The sequence below is a fragment of the Streptomyces spinosisporus genome, from assembly GCF_022698145.1.
Taxonomy (GTDB): domain Bacteria; phylum Actinomycetota; class Actinomycetes; order Streptomycetales; family Streptomycetaceae; genus Streptomyces; species Streptomyces spinosisporus.
In genome coordinates, this window is sequence record NZ_JALDAX010000008.1 from 343,108 (window position 1) to 364,741 (window position 21,634).

A 21,634-nucleotide genomic window follows, 5' to 3' on the forward strand; every position below is an offset into this window, starting at 1 on the left:
CGCTACGGTGGAGCGGCCGATCCCTTCGGCATCAACCCGCGTATCACGAGGTGGGGGCACAGCAACGCCATGGCACAGGGCACGGTCCAGGTGACGCACACCGGTACATCGAGGTGGCGACGCCGCACGGGTGAGTACGCATCGCTCGCCGCCGCCCTGGAGGCCGCAGGCGACGGAGACGTCCTCACGATCGCGCCCGGCACCTACCGCGAGAACCTCGTCGTGCAGCGGTCGGTCACCCTGCGCGGGCCCGAGGGCTCGCCCGGCTCGGTGCGGATCGCGCCCGCGGACGGGGTGCCGTTGACCGTGTGTGCCTCGGCAGTCGTCCAGGATCTGCACGTGGAGGGCCAGGACGCGGCGGCACCCGCCCTGCTGGTCGAGGAGGGCACGCCGGAGCTGCTGGACATCCGGGTCGTCACGCGGTCCGCTGCGGGGATCGAGGTGCGCGGGGGTGCGCGGCCGACCGTGCGGCGCTGCACCGTCGACAACCCCGCGGGCAACGGCATCGCCGTACTCGACGGCGGGGGCGGGGTGTTCGAGGAGTGCGAGGTCGTGGCCGCCGGACAGTCGGGCGTCGCCGTCCGCGGCGGGGCGCATCCGCGTCTGGAGCGCTGCCGGATCCATCACGCCTCGGGCGCGGGACTGTCGGCGACCGGTGAGAACACCGCCGTGGAAGCGGTGGGTTGTGAGATCTACGAGGTCCGGGGCAGCGGCGTCCAGATCACCGGCCGGGCCACCGCCCACCTCACGGACAGCGATGTGCACCGCACCACCGCGGACGGCGTCACCCTCGACACGGACGCGGTGCTGACCCTGGCCGACTGCCGCATCCACGACATCCCGGAGAACGCGGTCGACCTGCGGTCGCGCTCGGTGCTCACCCTGACCCGCACGACGGTGCGTCAGTTCGGCCGCAACGGCCTGTCGGTGTGGGACCCGGGCACGCGCGTGGACGCCAACCAGTGCGAGATCTTCGACAGCACCGGCGACTACCCCGCGGTGTGGGTCAGTGACGGCGCCACCGCGGTGCTCGACTCGTGCCGGGTGCACGACGTGCCGGACGCCCTGTTCGTCCTCGACCGCGGCTCGCGCGCGGACGTCGTCGACAGCGATCTGTCCCAGGTGCGCAACACGGCCGTGTCGGTGAGCGACGGCGCCACCGCGCAGCTCGACGACTGCCGCATCCGGGACGCCGCGACGGGCGCCTGGTTCCGCGACCACGGCAGCGGCGGCACCCTCAACGGCTGCACCATCGACGGCACGCAGACGGGCGTGATCGTCACCAAGGGCGCCGACCCGACCATCGAGCGCTGCTCGGTCGACTCCCCCGCGGAGGCGGGCTTCTACGTCTCGGCCGGCGGCCGGGGCAGCTTCCTCGGCTGCCGTGTGACGGGCAGCGGCGGCTACGGCTTCCATGTGATCGACGGCTGCCGTACGACGTTGAAGAAGTGCCGTACGGAGCGGTGTGCGCGCGGCGGTTACGAGTTCGCGGAGGGCGGCGACGCGGCGCCCGGAGCCGGCCCCGTCGTCGAGGAGTGCACCAGCGACGAGAGCGCGGGCCTCAAGCCGCCCGCGGCCCACGAGACCGCCGTGGTGCAGCAGGCCGCGCAGTCGCCCGGGCTGCTGGGCGCGATCCCCGGCCAGCGCACCACCGAGCAGGAGCCGCTGCTCGCCGCCGCACCGCCCGAGCAGCCGGCGCGGACGTCGAAGGCCGTGCTCGGTGAACTCGACGCGCTGGTGGGCCTGGAGAGCGTCAAGCGCGAGGTGCGGGCGCTCACCGACATGATCGAGGTGGGCAGGCGCCGGCAGCAGGCGGGCCTCAAGGCGGCCTCGGTCAAGCGGCATCTGGTCTTCACGGGCTCCCCCGGCACCGGCAAGACGACCGTGGCCCGGCTCTACGGCGAGATCCTCGCCTCCCTCGGCGTGCTGGAGAAGGGGCATCTCGTCGAGGTGTCCCGCGTCGACCTGGTCGGCGAGCACATCGGCTCGACGGCGATCCGTACGCAGGAGGCCTTCGACCGGGCGCGCGGCGGTGTGCTGTTCATCGACGAGGCCTACGCGCTGTCGCCGGAGGACTCGGGCCGGGACTTCGGCCGGGAGGCCATCGACACGCTGGTGAAGCTGATGGAGGACCACCGCGACGCGGTCGTGGTGATCGTCGCGGGCTACACGGCCGAGATGGAACGCTTCCTTTCGGTCAACCCCGGTGTGGCGTCCCGCTTCTCACGCACCATCACCTTCAGCGACTACGACCCCGAGGAGCTGCTGCGGATCGTCGAGCAGCAGGCCGAGGAGCACGAGTACCGGCTGGCGCCGGGCACCGCCGAGGCCCTGCTGAAGTACTTCACGGCGATCCCGAAGGGCCCGGCGTTCGGCAACGGCCGCACCGCCCGGCAGACCTTCGAGGCGATGGTGGAGCGGCACGCGAGCCGGGTCGCCCAGTTCGAGGAGCCGACGACCGACGATCTGACGCTGCTCTACGTCGAGGACCTGCCCGCGTCCTCCTGAGCCCCCGCCTCGGGGCGCGGGGTCGGTACGCCCGGCCGCAGCCGCGCCAGCAGCCGTTCGCGTTCCTCGGCGAAGGCCGGGTCGGCCTGGTAGTCGCTGTGGCCCAGGATCGGGGCGGGCAGCGGGTGTTGTGCCGTGCGGCCGTAGGCGAGGGGGTCCTTCAGCGGCTTGCGGTCGACCTCGGGTTCCTGGTCGCCGGGCAGGCGGACCGGGCCGCCGATGGGGTCGGTCAGCCGGTAGAGGTTGCGCCAGCAGTCGACGTCGTGGTGCAGCGAGGTGAGCGCGGCGGGGCCGAAGTGGGCCGGGAACCAGCGGCCGTAGAGGCGCTCGATCGGGGAGCCGTAGGTCAGCAGGGCGACCCGGCTGCGGTCGGACGGGCTGAGCTGCCAGGCCGCGGCCGCCGCGAGCACACTGCCCTGGGAGTGTCCGGAGATGACGAGGCGGCCGCCGGTGGCACGCGTCCAGGTCGCCATCCGCCAGGTGAGGTCGGGCACCGCGCGCTCGGCGTAGCAGGGCGGGGCGAAGGGGTGGGCGGCGCGCGGCCAGAAGGTGCCGACGTCCCACAGGATGCCGATGGTGCGGCGGGCGGAGGCGTCCTTGTAGGCGCGCCTGCCCCAGGTGACGAAGAGGACGAAGCCGAGGCCGATCAGCCAGGAGCCCAGGGCCTGGGCGGTCTGTGCGGCGCCGTGCACGAAGGCGTACGCGTCCTGCGCGGCCCGGGCCGGAACCTTGTCGGTCGTCATCGCGCCGACGAGCGCGCCGGCGCCGAGCAGCAGGGTCGTGCCGGCGACGACGGCGATCAGCAGGGGCGCACGGTCGGTGAGGGTGGCCAGCGCGCGCGTGGTGGCGATCCGGCTGGTGCGGGCGGCGTCCGTGGGTTCCGAGGGGTAGTCCGGCTGCACCTCGCCCAGCTGGGTGCGGCGCAGCAGCCAGGCGCGGCGGCCCAGCCAGCCGCAGAACGCGATCAGGACGACGAGCAGGACGGGGATCACGGACGCCTGCCAGGTCAGCAGCACCGGTGGGCCGGCGAGCGAGGTGCCGGTGCCGTCGAGCCAGTCGGACACGCGCTGGGCGACGCCGCCGGACATCACGCCGCCCAGCGCACAGCCCAGCGTGGCGACGGCGGGGCCGGACAGGCCGCGCATGGCGGCGCGCGTGTCGGGGTGGGTGCGGTGCAGCAGATGGGCGACCACCGCGAGGGCGATCACCAGTGCGCCCTGGAGCAGGGCGATGCCACCGAAGGTGGCGCCGCCGCCGAGCAGCCGGCCCGTCGAGCCCCATCCGGGCCGTTCCCAGCCGGCGTACACGGCGGCGAGCAGCAGCAGGGCCAGCGCGGCGAGCGGCAGCCCTCGTACGAGATGCTTGTCGCGTTCCTGGTCGACGCGGTTCTCGCTGCGGCCACGGCTGCAGACCACCCCCAGCACGACGGCCGCGGTGGCGGCGATCGCGGCGAGCAGCAGCCAGCCCAGGACGTCGAGTGTGCCGGGGCCGCCGGGTCGGCGGTCGTGGCGGGCCGCGGCCGATCCCACCGCCGCGGCGACCGTCAGCAGTCCGGCCGCGGTGTGGGCGGCGCGCAGCCGGGCGACCAGCCGACGGCCGTACCAGAAGCCGGGGCTGCCCAGGCCGCTGTGCCCGGTCTCCTCGTCGGGTTCGGCCCGGTGGGACATCGGCTGCACCGACTCGTAGGCGCTCCAGGTGCGCCGTGAGAGGTACCAGAGCAGGCCGGTGAGTGCGGCGGGCACCACGGCCGCGAGGGCGAGGCGGCGGCCCGGCCTGCTCCACCAGCCGTCGTGCGAGACGTCGGGCGACAGGAAGCCCAGCCAGGAGTGCTGTTCGGCGCACGCGCGCGTGCCCGCGCACTGCCAGGCGGCCAGGTCCAGGGCGACCTCGCAGGCGGCCGCGACGAGCAGCACCGTCAGGGTCAGCCCGGCGAGCCGCACCAGCAGCCCGTACAGCCGGACGGTGCGCCGGCGGCCGCGGGTGTCGGGGCGCATCCAGTGGGCGAGGTTGACGACCATGAAGGGCAGTAACAGCAGCCACAGGGCGCGCGCGCTGTTGCCGGAGGTGAGGTTGCACCAGACGTACGCTTCCTGCACCGGCCGGTCACGGTAGTCCTGGGGCCTGCTCTCCGCGTCGGCGTCCTCGGCCCGGCGGAAGACGGCGGCCGTGTCGTCCCCGGTGATCCGCACCGTGCTCGGGTCGTTGAGCATCTCCTGCGGTGTGGTGCCGCCCACGCCGTGGACCAGGAGCTCCAGGGCGGTTCCGGATCCCTCGGACCCGTTGGCGCTGCTGGTCGAGACACGTTCCTGCGCACGTTCCACTGTTCGCACTTCCCCCGTGACGCGCCGTCGGCTCGTGGCCGTTTGTGTCCGTGCGGACACCAGGATCCCGCCCGTGCCGGGTCCGTACACCCGTGACCACGGAATCTCCCCGATCCGAGTGATATGCGGGGAACAGATGTGGCGTTGGTGACATGTGCGCGTCGGATCGGTGGCGTCGAGGGTACCCACCCGTGCGAGGATGGGACGTCCGTGCACCCGGCCGGGAAGAATGTCCTTGTCGGAGCGGGTGCGTGGGGCGTGTCGGACGGCTTGAGGCGAAAGGACCGGAGCGTACGTGAGCGAGAATCAGAACCTCCTCGCGGAGCAGCGGCGATCCCTGATCCTGGACGAGGTCCGGCGCCGGGGCGGGGTCCGCGTCAACGAGCTGACCCGCAAGCTCGGCGTGTCGGACATGACCGTACGGCGCGACCTCGACGCGCTGGCTCGCCAGGGCGTTCTGGAGAAGGTCCACGGCGGCGCCGTGCCGGTCGTCGAGGCGAGCACGCACGAACCGGGCTTCGAAGCCAAGTCGGGGCTGGAGCTGACGGCCAAGGAGGACATCGCGCGGTCCGCGGCCGAACTGGTCACGCCGGGCACCGCGATCGCCCTGTCGGGCGGTACGACGACGTATGCGCTGGCGCACCATCTGCTGGACGTTCCGGATCTGACGGTCGTGACCAACTCGGTGCGGGTGGCCGACGTGTTCCACGCGGCGCAGCGCACCTCCGGCCCCCGGCAGGGCGCGGCCACCGTCGTACTGACCGGCGGAGTGCGCACCCCGTCCGACTCGCTGGTGGGGCCGGTGGCCGACCAGGCGATCGCGGCGCTCCACTTCGACGTGCTGTTCCTCGGCGTGCACGGCATATCGGTCGAGGCCGGTCTGTCGACGCCGAACCTCGCGGAGGCCGAGACGAACCGGCGTCTGGTGCAGTCGGCGCGCCGGGTCGTGGTGGTCGCCGACCACACCAAGTGGGGTGTGGTGGGCCTGAGTTCGTTCTCAGCGCTGGAGCAGGTCGACACGCTCGTGACGGACTCGGGACTGCCGGCCGACGCACGCGAGGAGATCTCCGAGCATCTGCGCCAACTGGTGGTGGCGGGCGAGCCGGAGGCCTGATCCGCGCCGGCGGTGCAGACATCTGACGGGTCGCCAGTTATCGTACGTCGCGCCCGTCGACGTCCCTGCCCCGCCAGGAGGTTCGCGCCCATGGCTCACCGACTGCGCACCGTAGGGCTCGACTTCGTCGAGACCGCGCCCGTACGCCTGGTGTTCGCACGGGAGATGTCGGCCGCGCCCGAGGCGGTGTTCCGTGCCCTGGCCGAGGATGTGCCGGGCTGGGCCGACTGGTACTCGGCGATCTCACGCGCGAGGCCGCTCGACGACGGTGCCCGCCGCGACGTCCGGCTGAAGGGCGGCACACGCTTCGAGGAGACGGTGATCGCGGCGAAGGAGCCGGAGGTGTACGCCTACCGCGTCGACGTGACCAACGCGCCCGGCATGCGGGCCCTGGTCGAGGAGTGGCGCCTGCTGCCTGCCGGTACCGGCACGCGCGTGCAGTGGACCTTCGCCGCCGACGGGACGGCGGCGTTCCGACTGGTCCTCAGAGCGGCGCGTACGGGTCTCGGCCGGGCCTTCCGGGACGCGGTGCTCTCACTGGACCGGCGTATCGCGGCCTGACCGCTCGTCCGGGTCCTTCAGTCGGGCCAGACTCCCGACTGCAGCAGGGAGTCGATCGCCGCCGTGTACGGCCCGATGTCCAGGCCCTGCTCGGCGAGCCAGGCGTCCGAGTAGTACTTGTCCAGGTACCGGTCGCCCGGGTCGCACAACAGCGTCACCACACTCCCCCGTCGTCCCCCGGCGACCATCTCGGCGACGATCTTCAGCGCGCTCCACAGGCCGGTGCCGGTCGAGCCGCCCGCCCTGCGCCCGATGGCCCGTTCCAGCGCCCGCACGGCGGCGACGCTCGCCGCGTCCGGCACCTTCATCATCCGGTCGATGGCGCCGGGCACGAAGGACGGCTCCATACGGGGGCGGCCGATGCCCTCGATACGCGAGCCGCAGTCACAGGTGACGTCCGGATCGCCGGTGGTCCAGCCCTCGAAGAAACAGGAGTTCTCGGGATCGGCCACACAGATGCGGGTGTCGCGCTGGGTGTAGTGGACGTAGCGCGCGAGGGTCGCCGAGGTGCCGCCGGTGCCCGCCGTCGCCACGATCCACGCGGGTTCCGGGAACCGCTCCAGCTCCAGCTGGCGGAAGATGGACTCGGCGATGTTGTTGTTGCCGCGCCAGTCCGTGGCCCGTTCCGCGTAGGTGAACTGGTCCATGTAGTGGCCGCCGGTCTCCACCGCCAGACGGGCCGACTCCTCGTACATCCTGCGCGAGTCGTCCACGAAGTGGCACCGGCCGCCGTGGAACTCGATGAGGCGGATCTTCTCGGCGCTCGTCGTGCGTGGCATGACGGCGATGAAGGGCACCCCGATCAGCCCGGCGAAGTACGCCTCGGAGACGGCCGTCGAGCCGCTGGACGCCTCGATCACCGGGCGGCCCGGCCGGATCCAGCCATTGCACAGACCGTAGAGGAAGAGCGAGCGGGCGAGGCGGTGCTTGAGGCTGCCGGTGGGATGCGTCGACTCGTCCTTCAGGTACAGGTCGATGCCCCACCTCTCGGGCAGCGGGAAGCGGAGCAGATGGGTGTCGGCCGAGCGGTTGGCATCGGCCTGGACCTTGCGCACGGCCTCTTTCAGCCAGTCGCGGTAGGACGCGTCACTGTGGTCGACGTCGAGGGTCCGGCCGGGCCGTGCCTGTTGAGTGGTGCTCACGACGGGTGCTCCTTACGCAGTGCGCCGACCCGGCGCGTCGGGTGGCCGACACACCGATCATATGCACCTTGCGCACGCTTCTCACCTGCATAAACGTACCTTTGGGCGGCCCAAAGAACGGCCTGGGGGCGGGCGTCGGCGCCGATGGGGGCGCATTCGGACGAGTGCTCCGGGCACTTGGGCACGTGCGGTCGTACGCACTGGTGCTCGACGCCGGGTGCGGGCACACTGCACCGGACGGGGGCGCACACTGGATCACGACAGCAGCTGGACACGGCCCGCGCAGGTCACGGTCCAGCGCACCGGACGCGCACAAGGGGGCGGTATGGCGGAGCCGGAGTTCAAGGCCACAGGCGTGCGGATCGGCAAACGGCTGCGTTCGCTCACCCGGGCCGGGCAGGTCCGGATCAGTGACGGCAGGCTGGCCTTGCTCACCAGTTACGGCACCGAGATCGACAGCGCGCCGGTGCAGGCGGTACGCGCCTCCAAGCCCTGGTTCGCCGCGCACGGCCGGGCACTCGCGGACCTCAACGGCAAGCGATATCTGCTCACCCTGGGCGACCACGACCCGGCGCCCGGCGAGCCCGGTCCGCCCGCGGCGGGCCGGTTCATCGAGGCGGTGCGCAGGGCCGCGGGGCGCGGCGGATGACGGACACCGGCAACCGAGGCGCCGGGCCGCGTCCTGCGATCGGCTGAACCGACCGCAAGTTGCGCCACCGCGCCCCCTGCGTCACGCTGGTCTCACGTCACTCTGGGTTTACCGGCGATAACGCTGCGAACCAGCCGCCGGGCACGACAGCAGGAGACCGTTTTCGCCAGGCCGCCTGCTGGATCCGTCTTCCGTGTTCTTCCGGACCTCTTCAGTCGGGGAGTCGCAGCCGTGATCAGTCACCCAAGCAGGCACTGCACGGTAGAGCTCCAAGCCCTGCCGTCGCGGATCGGCCAGGTCCGCAGAATCGTCTCTGCGCAGTTGCGCTACTGGCATATGGACTCGCTCATCGACCGGGCCGCGCTCGGTGTGACGGAGCTGCTGACCAACGTTCACCTGCACGCCCAGCCCGACAAGCTCTGCACCGTGGAGATCGAGGTGCTGCTGGACCGGCTCATGGTCTCGGTGCGCGACCACGATCCCCGGCTGCCCGAGGTACGGGACGTGGAGACGTCCGCCACCACCGGCCGCGGGCTCGCCATGGTGGCCGCGGTGAGCGAAAGCTGGGGTGTGCGCCCGGACGGCGACGCCGGCAAGGTCGTCTGGTTCACGCTGCCCACCGCCCCGGCGCCGGTCGCAGCGCCGGCCCGCCCGCCGCGCCGCACGGCCGAGAAGCCGGCCCGCCGGTTCACGGAGGTCGAGCACGCGGTCGACGACCACAGGTCCACACACGCTCCCGCCCGGTCGGCCGTTGCCGGCTGACCGGGCGGTGACTCGTTCTATTTGGTCGTTCGCCTCCGGGGGCGCCAAAGCCGGTGTCGAGACGCCGATCGTGCGCGCCTTCCAATTGGTCGTTCGCCTCCGGGGGCGCCTCAGCCGGTGTCGAGACGCCGATCGTGCTCGGCGCTTCGCGCCTCCGCGCGTTCGGCGTCTCGACACCGGCGCGCCCCCTGCGGCTCTCTCCCGGCCGGCGCGTGGGCTGTCGTTGAGGTTGGAGGGCCCTTGCTGTTGGTTCGGGCCCACCTCGATCTCAAGCCGCCGTTGGTGACCGGTAGTTACTCCGTGGCGATGGCGCGCAGTACGTCCAGGCGGGCAGCGCGTCGGGCCGGGCGTAGGCCTGCCAGGGCGCCTGCCGCCAGGCCCACCAGGGCCACGATCACGAGTTGCACGGGCGGGATCGCGAAGGCGAAGGCGCTGTCGCTGGCACCGTCCGAGGCCTTGACCAGTACCCACCCCAGGAAGGCGCCGAGGCCGAGGCCGCCGACCGTGCCGAACGCCGCGACGAGCACCGACTCCCAGCGGACCATGGCCCGCAACTGGGAACGGGTCTGGCCGACCGCCCTGAGCAGGCCCAGTTCACGGGTGCGTTCGTGGACGGCCAGCGTCAGGGTGTTGGCGATGCCCAGCAGGGCGATGAGGACCGCGAGGGCGAGCAGGGCGTAGACCAGGGTCAGCATCATGTCGATGCCGCCGGCCGAGGACTGCGCGTAGTCGTCCCGGGTCTGCACCTCGGGGTTGCCGTAGCGGTCGGCCACCTTCTGGACGGCCGCCTTGCCCGCGTCCGTGCTCACGCCGTCCTTGAAGGAGACGGCGATGAGACTGTCGGCGTCCTGGGTGCGGTGCGGGGCCCAGGCGGCGCGGGTGATGACGTAGTCGCCGGCGAGTTCGGAGCGGCCGTAGACCGCGCGGACGGTGAAGGTCTGTGTCCTGCCGTCGGTGAAGGTCAGGCGGGCCCGCTCGCCGGTGGTCAAGTGCTGTTTGTCGGCCTCGGAGCGGGTGATCGCGATGCCGTCGGTGCCGAGGCCGCGCAGGGAGCCGTCGACCTTGCCGAGGTCGAAGGTGCGCTCCAGGGCGATCGGGTCGGTGACGGTCAACGCCCGTCCCTCGCCGTCGACTTTCGCAACCCCGCGGCCCAGGCCGACGGCCGTGTCGACCTCGGGGATCTGCTGGATCGCCCCGGCCAGCCGGGGGCTGAGGCCGCTGCCGCCCGCGCCGAAGGACGGGGTGCTGACGGCGACGTCGCCGGCGAAGGACCGGGACACCGTCTGGTCCATGGTCGCCTTCAGCGAGGCGCCGAAGACGGTGAACAGCGAGACGACGGCGACGCCGATCATGAGGGCGCTCGCGGTGGCGGCGGTCCGCTTGGGGCTGCGCAGGGCGTTGCGCCGGGCGAGCCCGCCGGTGACGCCGCGGAGCCTGTCGAGGGGGCCGCCGAGGATCCGTACGGCCGAGGTGGAGGCGACCGGGCCGAGGACCACGAACGCGGCCAGGGCGAGTACGGCGCCGAACGCGGCCAGCCAGATGGACGGTGACACCAGGACCCCGGTGAGCGTGGTGGCCACGGCCAGGGCGGCGAGACCCATGCCGGTGACGGCACGTGTGCGGGAGGCTCCGGAGGTGTCCACGGCCGTCTCGCGCAGTGCGGCCAGCGGGGCGGTGCGGCCTGCGCGTGCGGCGGGCAGCAGCGCGGAGCCGAGGCAGACCACGATGCCGACCGCGAGCGGCAGCACCATGGACAGGACGCTGATCACCAAGTTCCCGTCGGGGAAGGGGAATCCGATCGCCGGGAACAGGGTCTGCAGTCCCGCGGCGATGCCGATGCCGCCCGCGAGGCCCGCCGCGGAGGCGGCCACGGCGACGACGGTGGCCTCGACGAGCGTTGTCGCGGTGACCTGCCGGCGGGAGGCGCCGAGGGCCCGCAACAGTGCGTTCTCGCGGGTGCGTTGGGCGACGACGATCGCGAAGGTGTTGTGGATGGAGAAGGTCGCGACCAGCAGGGCGATGCCGGAGAAGACCAGCAGGAAGGTGGTGAAGATGGACAGGAACTGGCTGGAGATCATGTCCGTGTTCTCCTCGGCCGACTCCTGACCGGTGATGGCCTCGACCCCCTTGGGCAGTACGGGAGTCAGCCGGTCGACGAGCTCCTTCTCGCCGACACCGGGACCGGCCCGCACCTTGATGCTCGCCGCCTCGCCGGGCCTGGCGGTGAGGTACTTCTCTGCGTCGGCGCGGGTCATGCCGGTGAAGGTCACCTGTGCCATGCCGTCCTCGCCGCCGAAGGTCGCGAGGCCGACGACGGTCACCTTGACCGGGTCGGGGGTGCGCAGCGTGGTGGTGTCACCGATCTTCAGGTCGCCCTTCTTCGCTGCGCCGCGGTTGACGACGACCTCGCCGGACTTCTGCGGGGCGCGACCCTCGGCCAGCTGGTACGGGTTGAGCTCGGAATCGGTGATCCAGTTGCCGGCGAGGGTGGGCGGGCCCTGGCCGCCGACGGGCTTGCCGTTCTTGCCGACGAGCTGGCCCGCGCCCTCGATGTCGGGCGCGGCGGCCGCGACGCCCGGCACGTCCTGCAGGGTGCTCACCAGGTCCGTACGGACGGGCTGGCGCACGCCCTGGCTGTCGCCCGGCGTGGTGATGGCGTCGGCGCTGCGCACCACGGCGTCCGTGCCGCTGGTCGCGCTGCCGAACATGGAGTCGAAGCTGGCGCGCAGCGTGTCGCCCATGACGAGGGTGCCCGCCAGGAAGGCGACGCCGAGGAACACGGCGAAGAAGGTTCCGGCGAAGCGCCGCTTGTGGGCGCGCAGGGAGGACACGCTCAGGCGTACGGCGGCGTTCATGAGGGCACCTCGAAGGCTTTCATGCGGTCCAGGACCTTGTCCGCGGTCGGGGATTCCATCCGGTCCACCAGCCGTCCGTCGGCGAGGAAGACGACCTCGTCGGCGTGAGCGGCGGCCACCGGGTCGTGGGTGACCATGACGACGGTGCGGGCCGTCTGGCGCACGGTCCGGCCGAGCAGGCCGAGGACCTCGTCGCCGGAGCGCGAGTCGAGGTTTCCGGTCGGCTCGTCGGCGAAGACGACGTCGGGCCGGCCGGCGAACGCCCGTGCCACGGCCACGCGTTGCTGCTGGCCGCCGGAGAGTTGGGTGGGCCGGTGGTGGAGCCGGTCGCGCAGGCCGACGACGTCGATCAGCGCGTCGATCCACTCCGGGTCACCCCTGCCGCCCGCCAGGTCCAGGGGCAGTGTGATGTTCTCGGCGACGGTCAGCGTCGGCACCAGGTTGAACGCCTGGAAGACGAAGCCGACGCGGTCGCGGCGCAGGAGGGTGAGGCGGCGGTCGTCGAGGCTGCCCAGCTCGGTGTCGCCGATGACGGCGGCGCCCGAGGTGAGCGTGTCGAGACCGGCCGCGCAGTGCATCAGCGTGGACTTGCCGGAGCCCGAGGGCCCCATGATCGCGGTGAAGCGACCGACCGGGAAGTCGACGCTCACCCCGTCCAGGGCCCTCACCTCGGTGTCGCCTCGGCCGTACACCTTCACGGCGTCGACGACCCGGGCGGCCGTCCGCACAGTGGTCGCGGTCGTCACGCCGCACCGCCCTTCGTACGGCCGAACTGCTCGTCCAGCACGGACAGCCGGCGCCAGTACTCGTCCTCGTCGATCTCGCCGGAGGCGAAGCGGCGGCCGAGCACGGCGATGGGCGAGTCGCCGGTGGGGCGGGCGTCGTCCATGAAGCGCCACGGGCCACCGCGGCGGCCACGCCACACGGTGCGGCGCAGCAGCGTCACGACGCCGACCACCACGGCCGCCCAGATCAGCGGGAAGAAGAGGATCCAGGGGCCGGGGCCGTCGCCGTTCCAGTTCGCGAGTGTCTGCATGTCGAGTCATCTCCCAGGTGGGTCTTCCGGTGTTCCGGTGATGTTTCGAGGCTCCCGCCGGGGAGGGGTCCGGGTCGTCGTACGGCCAGCGGCACTGCGTGTACCTCCCTGGGAGTACGCGGGGCTGTTCCGGCTGCTCCGTGACGGCTCGACTTCTGTAACTACTAGTATGTACAGTGGCGCCATGAGCACCTCGGAGAGCACGGCGGAGCGGCTGATCGAGTCCACTCGTGAGCTGCTGTGGGAGCGCGGTTACGTGGGCACCAGCCCCAAGGCGATCCTGGAGCGCTCGGGTGCCGGGCAGGGCAGCATGTACCACCATTTCAAGGGCAAGCCCGATCTCGCGCTCGCGGCGATCCGGCGGACGGCCGAGCAGTTGCGGGCTACCGCCGAGGGAGTACTGCGCGGACCGGGAACGCCGTACGAGCGCATCGAGGCCTATCTGCTGCGCGAGCGCGACGTGTTGCGCGGATGTCCGGTCGGGCGGCTGACGATGGACCCGGACGTCGTCGCCAGCGACGAGTTGCGCGCACCGGTCGACGAGACGCTCGACGCGATCCGTGAGCTGATCGCCGGGATCGTCGAAGAGGGCAAGGAGCAGGGCCAGTTCGCGTCCCGGCTCGACGGTGAGGAGATCGCCGCGGCCATACTCGCCACCGTTCAGGGCGGCTATGTGCTCGCCCGTGCCTCCGGCTCCCCCACGGCCTTCGACGCCGGTGTCCGGGGCCTGTTGTCCCTTCTGGCCCCGCGATAGGAGCGCATGCACGTGCACGTCACGAGGAATCACCCCGGCACACAGCCGGGTCCGGCCGAGTGCTTCACGGGTTCGGTGTGGCTGGACGAGATCGCCGCACCCCCGGCCCCGTCCCGGCTGCGCATGTTCAGCGTCCGCTTCGCACCCGGCGCGCACACCGCGTGGCACCGCCATCCGCACGGCCAGGTCCTGCACGTCCTCGAGGGTGAGGGACGGGTGCAGCGCAAGGGCGGTGCCGTGGAGACGATCCGCGCGGGCGACACCGTGTGGATCGAGCCGGACGAGTGGCACTGGCACGGCGCCGGTCCGCGCACCTTCATGACGCATATCGCGGTCGTGGAGGCCGCGGCGGACGGCACCACCACGCAGTGGGACGCGCATGTCGGACCGGAGGAGTACGCCGCCGGCGCATCGCCGGACACCCGCACCTGAGGAGGCATCGATGCACGCCCTGCAGTACGAACTGACCCTGCCCGCCGACTACGACATGGGCATCATCCGCGGACGCGTGGCCCGCGTCGGGCATCTGCTGGACGACTGGGAGGGGCTCGGCATCAAGACGTACCTCGTGCGCGAACGCGGGGTGAACGGCTCGCCGGTCAACCAGTACGCCCCGTTCTACCTGTGGAACTCCATGGAGGGCATGAACACCTTTCTCTGGGGCGGCGCGTTCCAGGGCCTCAGCAATGACTTCGGGCGGCCGTCGGCGCGGCTGTGGAGCGGTCTCGCCTACGAGGACGGGGGCGCCGCGGGCTCTTCGCCGCGGTTCGCGGTGCGGCGGCGTCACGTCGTGGCGGACGGTGTGGAGTTGGCGGCGGTGATGGGTGAGGCGGTCGACGAGGTCGCGCGCCTGGCCGGCGAGCACGGAGCGGTGCTCGCGGCGGCCGCCGTGGACACCAGCCGCTGGGAGCTGGTCCACTTCTCGCTCTGGGAGCACGACATGCCCAAGGCGGAGGGCGATGTGTTCGAGGTGCTGCACATGTCGTCGCCGGGGCGTGACCGGCTGCCGCGTGGACGGCAGTGGTGAGCGGCGTCGTCCGTACGGTGCTGGGGGATCTGCGGCCCGAGGAGCTGGGTGTGTGCGACGCGCACGACCACCTCTTCATCAGCAGCCCGCAGCTGCCCGGCCAGGAGCTCAACGACGCCCGCGCGGCACGGGCCGAGCTGGAGGCGTTCCGTACGGCGGGCGGGACGGGCGTCGTCCAGTGGACGCCGTACGGGATGGGGCGGCGGGCCGCCGACCTGCCCGCGCTGTCGCAGGCCACCGGGGTGCACGTGGTGTGCGCGACCGGACTGCACCAAGCGGCCCACTACGCACCGGAGTTGCTCAAGGAGGTGCGCGGCGGGCTCGCCGAGCTGTTCGTCCGTGAACTCACGGAGGGCATCGGCACGTCGGGCGTCCGGGCCGGGCTGATCAAGGTGGCGGGCGGCTTCCACGCCCTCGACGCCCACGCCCGCTGGACCATGACGTCGGCGGCCGAGGCGCACCGTGCGACGGGTGCGCCCGTCGCCATCCATCTCGAGATGGGCACGGGCGCGCTCGACGTACTGGACCTGCTGTGCGGCGAGTTGGGCGTGCCACCGCACCGAGTCATCCTCGGGCATCTCAACCGCTCCCCCGATCTCGTGGTGCAGCGCCAGGCTGCCGAGGCGGGCTGCTGGCTGGCGTTCGACGGCCCGTCCCGCACCCATCACGCCACCGACTGGCGCATGCCGGATGCCGTACGCGCCCTGGCGGACGCCGGATTCGGGCACCGGGTGCTGCTCGGCGGGGACACCGTCGTCGCCGCGGCGCGCTCGGTGAGCGGCGGGCCCGGGATGCCGTATCTGTTGCGGCGCGTGCGACCGCGGCTGGAGGCGGAGTTGGGCAAGGAGGCGGTGGATCGCATCCTTGCGGAGAACCCGGGTCGGGCGTTCGCCGTGGAGTGGAGTTGAGACGAGTGCTGCACAGCAGGAAGCCCGAGAAGGAGTGACATCGCATGCCGTTCGTCCGCATCGACGCGTTGCACGCGGACGCCCGTCGTCTCGACGCCCTCGGGCGCGCCGTACACCAGGCCCTGGTGGAGTCCCTCGGCATCCCGCCCGACGACCACTTCCAGGTGCTGGTCGGCCACGACGGCGTCAACAGCACGCTTCGGTACGGCGGTTACCTCGGCGTGGACCGGAACGGCGGCATCGTCTATGTGGCCATCACCATGCGCCGCGGACGCACGCCGGCGCAGAAGCAGGCGCTGTACCGCCGGATCGCCGAACTGGCCGAGGCCTACGCCGGGACCGAGCCGCGGAACGTGTTCGTCACCGTGACCGAGAACGAGTCGGCCGACTGGTCGCTCGGTCACGGCGCGGCGCAGTATCTCGACGCTCCGTCCGCCTGAGCAGGCTCGGTGGCAGCTGCCGGGGCTGCGGGCTCAGCGGCAGAGTGCGTCGATGTCGTCGGAGAAGGCCGGGAACTCGGCCCGGGCCTCGGTGACGATCTCGCGGGCGGTGCGGCGGGGTGTGGTCGCGTGCCGTTCGGCGAGTTCGGTCAGTGCGGCGTCCTGACGCCCCTCGAACTGCTCGAACTCCACCACCTCCAGCGGGCCCACGCCGTCGGCCAGCACCCACAGGAAGTCGGAGAGATTCCCGGCGATCACACCGCGCTCCCCCTCCGAGCCCAGGAACACCACGGGCTGCTCGGCGAGGGGGCGGTCCGGCCGCACGCACCAGAGGGCGGCACGACCACCGGTGCCGTCCTGTCCGAAGGTCCGGTAGGCGTCGCCGTCGAGGTCGTGGTTGCCCGTCCAGTGCCGCAGCCAGTCGGTGGTCTCCTCGGCGGACTCGAAGGCGCCGTACGGCTCGAAGTCGACACCCTCGCCCTCGTCGTAGTCGAACTCGGCCTTGGCCACGTCGGTCAGGGCGGGCGGGAAACGGCGGTCGTCGCCGGTCGTCTCGATCATGCCCGCAGGCTAGGGCCTGTCTTTCGGATCATCTCGGCGTCGCGGGCCCTGGCACGCACTCCCCCAGAGGGGGTGCCCCCAGCCGCGTTGTCGTCAGTCGCCGACTCCCCCAGTCTCGGCTTCGCTCGACCGGGGGGACCCCCATCGCGTCGACTCACTCCTCCGCCTTGCAGCTGCACGCACCAGACCCCGCTCGGGTCGGCCAGGACGCGCCGTTTCCTTCAGCCGACCTGATCCGAAAGACAGGCCCTGGCCCCAGCCACTGACAACGCCCCTAGGAGACGGCGATGTCCACCGAGGGGCGCAGTTTCGTCGCCGCGGACAGGGCGTCGTGCACCGGGTGGGTGGTGAAGGCCGTCAGCAGGGTCTGGTCCGCGGGGAGTTCGGCGGCCGGGTAGGCGATCTGCTCGTACGCCGACTGGAAGCGCGGGCCCCAGCGGCGGGCGCCGAGGCGGGCCGTGCGGGAGCAGTTGTCGACCATGTGGGCGACGTTGCGGGCGTGCATATAGGGCAGCAGGGAGTCGACCGCCTCGATGACGGATTCGTTGACGATCTCCGACCAGGCGTGGCCGCGCTCGGCGAACTCGTCGACCTGGGCGGTCATGGTGGCGACGAAGACGCCGGCCGTGAACGGGTCGACGGGCAGGTCGCGTGCGCCGCGCCGGGCGTGCACCTCGTCACTGACCGACCACATGGGTGAGCCCCCGATGGCGCTCATCGGGCGGCTGCCGAGCCGCTGTTCGGCGAGGATCACGCTGCGCAGCTCGGTACCGTCGGCGACCTCGTCGTAGATCTCGGCGACGATCTCGCGGGCGGGGCCGTACGTCGCGGTGTACGCGCGGTCGAAGACGTCCTGACCGTCCGGGTTCAACTCCTCGCGCACGGCGCGGAGTCCGGTGTGGGAGATGGTGCGGGCGATCGGCCCGGTGATGTTCTCGCAGGCCTTCTCATACGCGGTGACGGGGGCGTCGCCGGCGAGGCGGGCGCGGGTGTACAGGCTCTCGACGATGCCGTGCACGGCACCGAGCAGGATGGCGCGTTCGCCGACGATGTCGGAGAGGTACTCGCCGGCGAGCGTGGTGCGGAAGGTGTACGGCGATCCGAGCGCGACCGACCAGCCGAGGGCGAGGTCGACGGCGCGGCCGTCGGGGTCGGCGTGGACGGCGTAACTGCTGTTGATCCCGGCGCCGTTGATCTCCTCGCCCTGCCGGTACAGGCGTCGCACGGAGTCGCCCATGCCCTTGGGGCACACGGCGATCACTCCGTGTCCGGGCGGGAACTCCCCGCCCGTTTCCCGGAGGTGGCCGAGCAGGAAGCCGTGCGAGAGGCCGATCACGGCGCCGGGCTTCAGGGCGGCGAAGATCTCCTGGTGGTGGGCGGCGAGCGCGGCGTCGGCGATCAGCAGGATCAGCAGGTCGCTGTCGGCGGCCACGGCGAGCCATTCGCCGAGCGTGCCGTCCTCTTCGGTGAATCCGTTTGCACGGGCGTCGGCGGCCGAGGCGGAGCCCGGGCGCAGGCCGACCGTCACCGTGATGTCCGTGCCGGTCAGCGAGTCCCGCAGGTTGAGGGCCTGGGCGCGGCCCTGGGGGCCCCAGCCGAGGACGCCGATGCGGCGGACACCGGCGAAGGCCTGCGGCAGCAGCGGGAACAGGTGCCGGCCGCCGCGCAGGATGGTCTCCGTGCCGCCGGGCACGTCCATCGTTTCGAGGGGGAAGACGCGGGAGGTGTACGCGGTCGAGGTCATGGTCGAGTTGTAGGCTCCCGGTCGGCGTTGCAGCAAGCGCAACCTTCGCATCGGGGCGTTGCAGCGAGCGAAAGACGGAGGTCACGGCGTGCGGGACGACCATCGGGAGCTGCGTCTTTTTCTCCATCTGGCGCAGACGCTGAACTTCGGCCGGACGAGTCTCGACTGCCATGTCAGCCCGGCGACGCTGACGCGGACGGTGCAGCGGCTGGAGACCGACCTCGGGCACCGGCTGTTCGAGCGCGGGCCGCGCGGGGTGGCGCTGACGGCGGAGGGGCACCGCTTCCGTGAATACGCCGTCCAGGCACTGGAGTTGTGGCGGTCGTACCGCGAGGAACACCCGGACCCGGCCCAACTCACCGGCCGACTAGGTCTGTTCGCCACGGTCACCGCCTGCCAGGCGCTGCTGCCCGGCCTGTTGGCCCCCTTCCGCGCCGCCCACCCCCAGGTCCAGCTCGACCTGCGCACCGGCGACGCCGCCGCCGCGCTGGCCCGGCTCGACGAGGGCGAGGTCGACGTGGCCGTGGCGGGAATCCCGGCGCGGCTGCCGGAGGGCCTGGTGAGCCGGACGGTGGCGGTCACCGAGCTGGTCCTCGTGACCGCACGGGACCGTCCCGACCCCACGCTCGCCGGGCCGTTCGTGCTCCCCCACCGCGGGCTGGTCCGGGAGACCGCCGACCGGTGGTTCCGCGCTCGCGGCACCCGGCCGGACGTGGCGGGTGAACCGGACGGCCACGAGGCGCTGTTGACCCTCGTGGCCCTGGGCTGCGGCACCGGCGTGGTCCCCCGTCTCGTACTGGACCACAGCGCGGTACGCGACCGGCTCACGATGATTCCCGCGGATCCCGCACCGGAGCCGTTCACGATCGGGCTGTGTGTGCGGCGGGCGGATCTGCGGCGGCCGTTGGTGGCGGCTCTCTGGAGCCGGTGAGCCGCAGCCGTTGCGCGTGCGCGGTCAGCCGAGCTTGGCGTATTCGACCGCGATCCGCGCGCCGAGCCGGGCGTTGTTCTTGACCAGTGCGATATTGGTCCGCAGGCTCTCGCCGCCGGTGAGTTCGACGATCCGGCCGAGGAGGTACGGCGTGGTGTCCTTGCCGGTGATGCCGGCCTCGTCCATCTCGGTCAGGGCCTGCGCGATGACGCCGTCCATGCGTTCGGCCGGGACCTCCTCGTCCTCGGGCACGGGGTTGGCGATGCTGACGCCGCCCGGGATGCCGAGGTCCCAACGGGCGTGCATCACGGCCGCGATCTCGGCGGCGGAATCCACGCGCATCGGCGAGGTGAAGCCGCTGCGGCGCGAGTAGAACGCCGGGAACTCCTCGGTGCCGTAGGTGAGGACCGGGACCCCGAGGGTTTCCAGGGTCTCCAGGGTCAGGCCGATGTCGAGGATGCTCTTCACCCCCGCGCTGATCACCGCGACGCCGGTCGTGGCCAGTTCGGTCAGGTCGGCGCTGATGTCGAACGTGGTCGGCGCGCCGCGGTGCACACCGCCGATGCCGCCGGTGACGAAGGTGCGGATGCCGGCGAGGGCGGCCAGCCGCATCGTGGCCGCCACGGTCGTCGCGCCGTGTGCGCCGCGCGCCATCACGTACCCGAGGTCGCGGACGCTGGCCTTGGTGACGTCCGGCGCGGTCGCGAGGAGCTCCAGGTCCTCGGGGGTCAGTCCGATGCGGGGACGGCCGTGCAGGACGGCGATGGTGGCGGGGACGGCGCCGCCGTCGCGGATGATCCGCTCGACCTCGACCGCCATCTCGACGTTCTGCGGGTACGGCATGCCGTGGCTGATGATCGTCGACTCCAGCGCCACGACGGGACGCCCCTCGCGCAGCGCCTCGCGGACCTCGTCGGTGAGGACGAGGCGCGGGTGCGGGACGGCGGTCGCGGGGGTCGGGGCGGGGGCGGGCGTGATCATCTCGGGCTCCGGATCGGGTTGTTCACGGGGATTGAGTTGCTAAGCGAATCGGGTCACTCAGGGAATCGGGTTGCTCGGGGAATCGGGTTGCTCAGGGAATCGGGTCACTCAGGGAATCGGGTTGCTCGGGGAATCGGGTTGTTCAGGCCTCGGGGCGGGCAGACACCGGGGCGTTCAACGGGCTCAACGGGCTCGACGCGGTCGGTTCGTTCAGCGCGTCCTCGATCAGGCGTGGGGTCAGGTCGGGACGTACGGTCGCCGGGCTCGCGACCGTGAGGGCCGCGGCGGCATGGCCGTAGCGGGCGGCGTCCACCGCGTCGCCGCCCGCCAGCAGGGCGTGGACGAAGGCGGCGAGCATCGCGTCACCCGCGCCGGTCACGTCGGCGACCTCTGCGGACGGCGCGGTCAGGAACCGCGGTTCCTCGCCCGCCGAGCTCAGCACGCTGCCGCGCGCCCCGAGCCGTGTCCACACATGGCGGACCCCGCGGTCGTGCAGCGTGGCGGCGGCGGCCGTCACCTCGGTCGCGTCGTCGCCGACGGGGCGGCCGAGGAGGGCACGCAGTTCGTCGAGGTTGGGTGTGAGCGCGAAGACCGGGCGGTGCGCGGTGAACAGCGGCGCGAGCAGGGCCGCCTTGGGCGCGCTGACCGGGTCGATCACCACCGGTACGTCGGCGGGGTGGGCGACGTCCATCGCGTGGGCCAGCACGGCCGACGGCAGGTTTCCGTCCAGGACCAGCATGTCGGCGTGGGCGATGAGTTCGCGGGCCGGGTGCAGGTCCTCCGGGGCCAGCGCTTCGGTGGCCGCCATGTCCGCGACCGCGACGACCAGGTCACCGTCGGCGTCGAGGACCGCCGTGTAGGTCCCCGTCGGATGGGCGCTGCGGTGCACATGGTCCAGGCGCACCCCGGCCGCCGCGGTGTCCGCGAGCAGCCGCTCGCCCGCCGCGTCCCGGCCGACGGCGGCGATCAGATGTGTCGGGGTGCCGAGCCGCGCCAGGTTCTCCGCGATGTTGCGGCCCACGCCGCCCGCCGTGGTGCCGGCCCGGCCCGGGTTGCTCGTCCGCTGTCGTACGGGCGCCAGGCTGCGCACCTTCACATCGGTGTTGGCCCCGCCGACGACCACGACCGCGTTCTCCTCGCGGAGGATGTAGCCCCGGCCGAGGATGGCGCCCTTCTTGCCCAGGTTGGACAGGTGCACGTTCACGGCGGCACGGGTGCTGCCGAGGGCGTCGGCGATCGCCTGCGGCCCGGCGAGCGGGTCGCGGCGCAGCAGCGCGATGATCTCGCGCTCCCGCTGGGTCAACATCATACTGACCAAAATAAAGGGGCTTTATCGAAGT

20 protein-coding genes are annotated in these 21,634 nt (G+C 72.2%); 11 read left to right on the forward strand and 9 right to left on the reverse strand.

Features of this window, described 5'->3' with window-relative positions; all coding sequences use genetic code 11:
* Positions 1 to 69: 69 nt before the first annotated feature.
* Positions 70 to 2,508, forward strand: a complete 2,439-nt coding sequence (locus tag MQN93_RS23005; protein ID WP_016433528.1) for a right-handed parallel beta-helix repeat-containing protein — start codon at positions 70 to 72, stop codon at positions 2,506 to 2,508.
* Here MQN93_RS23005 and MQN93_RS23010 read toward each other — a convergent pair.
* Positions 2,478 to 4,829, reverse strand: a complete 2,352-nt coding sequence (locus MQN93_RS23010) for a hypothetical protein (protein ID WP_242711066.1) — start codon at positions 4,827 to 4,829, stop codon at positions 2,478 to 2,480. The genes MQN93_RS23005 and MQN93_RS23010 overlap by 31 nt on opposite strands.
* 295 nt (positions 4,830 to 5,124) lie before the next feature.
* On the opposite strand from MQN93_RS23010, the gene MQN93_RS23015 reads away from it, so the two are divergent.
* Positions 5,125 to 5,943 (forward strand): DeoR/GlpR family DNA-binding transcription regulator, encoded by an 819-nt coding sequence (locus MQN93_RS23015; RefSeq protein WP_016433530.1) that lies wholly within the window; start codon positions 5,125 to 5,127, stop codon positions 5,941 to 5,943.
* A 90-nt stretch (positions 5,944 to 6,033) separates the two neighbouring features.
* On the forward strand, positions 6,034 to 6,504 hold the full coding sequence (locus MQN93_RS23020; protein WP_242711067.1) for an SRPBCC family protein: 471 nt from the start codon (positions 6,034 to 6,036) through the stop codon (positions 6,502 to 6,504).
* A gap of 17 nt (positions 6,505 to 6,521) precedes the next feature.
* On the opposite strand, the gene cds1 is transcribed toward MQN93_RS23020, so the two are convergent.
* Positions 6,522 to 7,646 carry an L-cysteine desulfhydrase Cds1 gene (gene cds1 / locus MQN93_RS23025; protein ID WP_016433532.1) on the reverse strand — a complete coding sequence of 375 codons (1,125 nt, stop codon included), beginning with the start codon at positions 7,644 to 7,646 and terminating at the stop codon, positions 6,522 to 6,524.
* Positions 7,647 to 7,971: 325 nt separating this feature from the next.
* On the opposite strand from cds1, the gene MQN93_RS23030 reads away from it, so the two are divergent.
* On the forward strand, positions 7,972 to 8,295 hold the full coding sequence (locus tag MQN93_RS23030; protein WP_016433533.1) for a hypothetical protein: 324 nt from the start codon (positions 7,972 to 7,974) through the stop codon (positions 8,293 to 8,295).
* 231 nt (positions 8,296 to 8,526) lie between these two features.
* Complete coding sequence (locus tag MQN93_RS23035; RefSeq protein ID WP_016433534.1) at positions 8,527 to 9,057, forward strand: ATP-binding protein; 531 nt, start codon at positions 8,527 to 8,529, stop codon at positions 9,055 to 9,057.
* Between the two features lie 293 nt (positions 9,058 to 9,350).
* Here the strand turns inward: MQN93_RS23035 and MQN93_RS23040 are convergent, their stop codons facing one another.
* Genes MQN93_RS23040 through MQN93_RS23050 form a run of 3 tightly spaced genes read right to left on the reverse strand, consistent with a single transcriptional unit; the run spans position 9,351 to position 12,948 of the window.
* Entirely contained in the window at positions 9,351 to 11,912 is a 2,562-nt protein-coding gene (locus tag MQN93_RS23040) for an ABC transporter permease (RefSeq protein ID WP_242711068.1), read from the reverse strand.
* Entirely contained in the window at positions 11,909 to 12,658 is a 750-nt protein-coding gene (locus tag MQN93_RS23045) for an ABC transporter ATP-binding protein (RefSeq protein ID WP_242711069.1), read from the reverse strand. The genes MQN93_RS23040 and MQN93_RS23045 overlap by 4 nt, the downstream gene beginning before the upstream one ends.
* Entirely contained in the window at positions 12,655 to 12,948 is a 294-nt protein-coding gene (locus MQN93_RS23050; RefSeq protein ID WP_016433537.1) for an SHOCT domain-containing protein, read from the reverse strand. Before MQN93_RS23050 ends, MQN93_RS23045 begins: the two co-directional genes overlap by 4 nt.
* 184 nt (positions 12,949 to 13,132) lie before the next feature.
* Here MQN93_RS23050 and MQN93_RS23055 point away from each other — a divergent pair, with 184 nt between their 5' ends.
* From MQN93_RS23055 to MQN93_RS23075, 5 genes are read left to right on the forward strand one after another with little or no spacing between them, the layout of a single operon-like run.
* On the forward strand, positions 13,133 to 13,702 hold the full coding sequence (locus tag MQN93_RS23055) for a TetR/AcrR family transcriptional regulator (protein ID WP_372504434.1): 570 nt from the start codon (positions 13,133 to 13,135) through the stop codon (positions 13,700 to 13,702).
* A 12-nt stretch (positions 13,703 to 13,714) separates the two neighbouring features.
* A complete protein-coding gene (locus MQN93_RS23060; protein ID WP_016433539.1) occupies positions 13,715 to 14,134 on the forward strand; it encodes a (R)-mandelonitrile lyase in 420 nt (139 codons plus the stop codon).
* A gap of 10 nt (positions 14,135 to 14,144) precedes the next feature.
* Complete coding sequence (locus MQN93_RS23065) at positions 14,145 to 14,729, forward strand: DUF4865 family protein (RefSeq protein ID WP_016433540.1); 585 nt, start codon at positions 14,145 to 14,147, stop codon at positions 14,727 to 14,729.
* A complete protein-coding gene (locus tag MQN93_RS23070) occupies positions 14,726 to 15,637 on the forward strand; it encodes a phosphotriesterase family protein (RefSeq protein WP_242711071.1) in 912 nt (303 codons plus the stop codon). Before MQN93_RS23065 ends, MQN93_RS23070 begins: the two co-directional genes overlap by 4 nt.
* A gap of 44 nt (positions 15,638 to 15,681) precedes the next feature.
* Positions 15,682 to 16,077, forward strand: a complete 396-nt coding sequence (locus MQN93_RS23075; protein WP_242711072.1) for a tautomerase family protein — start codon at positions 15,682 to 15,684, stop codon at positions 16,075 to 16,077.
* 33 nt (positions 16,078 to 16,110) lie between these two features.
* Here MQN93_RS23075 and MQN93_RS23080 read toward each other — a convergent pair whose 3' ends face one another.
* Positions 16,111 to 16,638: an SMI1/KNR4 family protein gene (locus MQN93_RS23080; protein ID WP_242711073.1), complete on the reverse strand. Its 528-nt coding sequence runs from the start codon at positions 16,636 to 16,638 to the stop codon at positions 16,111 to 16,113.
* A gap of 274 nt (positions 16,639 to 16,912) precedes the next feature.
* Positions 16,913 to 18,382, reverse strand: a complete 1,470-nt coding sequence (locus tag MQN93_RS23085; RefSeq protein WP_242711074.1) for a ketol-acid reductoisomerase — start codon at positions 18,380 to 18,382, stop codon at positions 16,913 to 16,915.
* Positions 18,383 to 18,470: 88 nt separating this feature from the next.
* Here MQN93_RS23085 and ilvY point away from each other — a divergent pair, with 88 nt between their 5' ends.
* Positions 18,471 to 19,313, forward strand: a complete 843-nt coding sequence (gene ilvY / locus MQN93_RS23090) for an HTH-type transcriptional activator IlvY (protein ID WP_016433545.1) — start codon at positions 18,471 to 18,473, stop codon at positions 19,311 to 19,313.
* Positions 19,314 to 19,337: 24 nt separating this feature from the next.
* Here the strand turns inward: ilvY and MQN93_RS23095 are convergent, their stop codons facing one another.
* Positions 19,338 to 20,294, reverse strand: a complete 957-nt coding sequence (locus tag MQN93_RS23095) for a pseudouridine-5'-phosphate glycosidase (protein ID WP_242711075.1) — start codon at positions 20,292 to 20,294, stop codon at positions 19,338 to 19,340.
* Between the two features lie 142 nt (positions 20,295 to 20,436).
* A complete protein-coding gene (locus MQN93_RS23100) occupies positions 20,437 to 21,603 on the reverse strand; it encodes a carbohydrate kinase (protein ID WP_242711076.1) in 1,167 nt (388 codons plus the stop codon).
* Between the last annotated feature and the right edge of the window lie 31 nt (positions 21,604 to 21,634).